The sequence below is a fragment of the Arthrobacter sp. Hb9-2 genome (genome assembly GCF_059091165.1).
Genome location: NZ_JBNHGJ010000082.1, coordinates 1 through 2,842 on the forward strand (window position 1 = coordinate 1; position 2,842 = coordinate 2,842).

Sequence of the window (2,842 nt, forward strand, 5' to 3'; positions counted from 1 at the left end):
GGGTGCAAACGCTTTTGAAGTTCGTTTGCGGGGGTGGTGTGTGGTGTAAGTTATCGGCCTATTAGTACCGGTCAGCTTCACGAGTCGTTAGTCCTCGCTTCCACATCCGGCCTATCAACCCAGTGGTCTGGCTGGGGGCCTCTCACACGCTAGGTGTATGGAAATCTCATCTTGAAGCGAGCTTCCCGCTTAGATGCTTTCAGCGGTTATCCCATCCGAACGTAGCTAATCAGCGGTGCACTTGGCAGTACAACTGACACACCAGAGGTTCGTCCGTCCCGGTCCTCTCGTACTAAGGACAGCCCTTCTCAAATTTCCTGCGCGCGCAGCGGATAGGGACCGAACTGTCTCACGACGTTCTAAACCCAGCTCGCGTACCGCTTTAATGGGCGAACAGCCCAACCCTTGGGACCTACTCCAGCCCCAGGATGCGACGAGCCGACATCGAGGTGCCAAACCATGCCGTCGATATGGACTCTTGGGCAAGATCAGCCTGTTATCCCCGAGGTACCTTTTATCCGTTGAGCGACGGCCATTCCACAATGTACCGCCGGATCACTAGTCCCGACTTTCGTCCCTGCTCGAGATGTCTCTCTCACAGTCAAGCTCCCTTGTGCACTTACACTCGACACCTGATTGCCAACCAGGCTGAGGGAACCTTTGGGCGCCTCCGTTACTTTTTAGGAGGCAACCGCCCCAGTTAAACTACCCATCAGGCACTGTCCCTGACCCGGATTACGGGCCGAAGTTAGATGTCCAAAGTGACCAGAGTGGTATTTCAACGATGACTCCACCCGAACTGGCGTCCGGGCTTCAACGTCTCCCACCTATCCTACACAAGCCACTCCGAACACCAATACCAAACTATAGTAAAGGTCTCGGGGTCTTTCCGTCCTGCTGCGCGTAACGAGCATCTTTACTCGTACTGCAATTTCGCCGAGTTTATGGTTGAGACAGCGGGGAAGTCGTTACTCCATTCGTGCAGGTCGGAACTTACCCGACAAGGAATTTCGCTACCTTAGGATGGTTATAGTTACCACCGCCGTTTACTGGGGCTTAAATTCTCAGCTTCGCCTTGCGGCTAACCGGTCCTCTTAACCTTCCAGCACCGGGCAGGAGTCAGTCCGTATACATCGTCTTGCGACTTCGCACGGACCTGTGTTTTTAGTAAACAGTCGCTTCCCCCTGGTCTCTGCGGCCCCGATCCCCTCCCACCAGCAAGTGGTGTTCAAGGTTGGGGCCCCCCTTCTCCCGAAGTTACGGGGGCATTTTGCCGAGTTCCTTAACCATAATTCTCTCGATCGCCTTAGTATTCTCTACCTGATCACCTGTGTCGGTTTGGGGTACGGGCGGCTAAAACCTCGCGTCGATGCTTTTCTCGGCAGCATAGGATCACCAAATCCCCCCAAACGGGGGTCCCATCAGATCTCAGGCATCATGAACAGCGGATTTGCCTACCGTTCGCCCTACATCCTTAGACCGGGACAACCATCGCCCGGCTTGGCTACCTTCCTGCGTCACACCTGTTAATACGCTTGCCTCCCAGGATCAGGTCCTGCGCTCCACCAAAACCCTTCACCCACAAGGGGTGTCAGGCAGGTCTCGGGCAGTTAGTATCCCCTGTTCAGCATGGGCGGTTTTTCGCCGGTACGGGAATATCAACCCGTTGTCCATCGACTACGCCTGTCGGCCTCGCCTTAGGTCCCGACTTACCCAGGGCAGATTAGCTTGACCCTGGAACCCTTGATCATTCGGCGGACGGGTTTCTCACCCGTCTTTCGCTACTCATGCCTGCATTCTCACTCGTGTAGGCTCCACCGCTGGTTTACACCGCGACTTCACTGCCCACACGACGCTCCCCTACCCATCCAGACGCCTGAACCACAAGGGCTTAGCTAATATCTGAATGCCACAACTTCGGCGGTGTACTTGAGCCCCGCTACATTGTCGGCGCGGAATCACTTGACCAGTGAGCTATTACGCACTCTTTTAAGGATGGCTGCTTCTAAGCCAACCTCCTGGTTGTCTTCGCAACTCCACATCCTTTCCCACTTAGCACACGCTTAGGGGCCTTAGTTGGTGGTCTGGGCTGTTTCCCTCTCGACTATGAAGCTTATCCCCCACAGTCTCACTGCTGCGCTCTCACTTACCGGCATTCGGAGTTTGGCTGACGTCAGTAACCTTGTAGGGCCCATTAGCCATCCAGTAGCTCTACCTCCGGTAAGAAACACGCAACGCTGCACCTAAATGCATTTCGGGGAGAACCAGCTATCACGAAGTTTGATTGGCCTTTCACCCCTACCCACAGCTCATCCCCTCCATTTTCAACTGAAGTGGGTTCGGTCCTCCACGACGTCTTACCGTCGCTTCAACCTGGCCATGGGTAGATCACTTCGCTTCGGGTCTAGATCACGCCACTGCAACGCCCTATTCAGACTCGCTTTCGCTACGGCTTCCCCACACGGGTTAACCTCGCGACGTAACACTAACTCGCAGGCTCATTCTTCAAAAGGCACGCCGTCACAGTAACTATGCGATTACTCGCGACTGCTCCGACGGATTGTAAGCACACGGTTTCAGGTACTGTTTCACTCCCCTCCCGGGGTACTTTTCACCTTTCCCTCACGGTACTGGTCCGCTATCGGTCATTAGGGAGTATTTAGGCTTATCAGGTGGTCCTGACAGATTCACACGGGATTTCTCGGGCCCCGTGCTACTTGGGATACTCATCCGGGCGGTACACAACATTTCGGTTACGGGGCTCACACCCTCTCTGGCCGGCCTTTCAAGACCGTTCACCTATGCCTGCACATCACACCCCACCAACCCGGCAGAGTTGGTA

Annotated in this window: 1 rRNA gene; it reads right to left on the reverse strand. The window is 55.0% G+C overall.

Annotated features, from left to right (window positions below):
- Window positions 1–40: 40 nt before the first annotated feature.
- A 23S ribosomal RNA gene (locus AC5RV1_RS21270) occupies window positions 41–2,842 on the reverse strand; the annotation flags it as partial.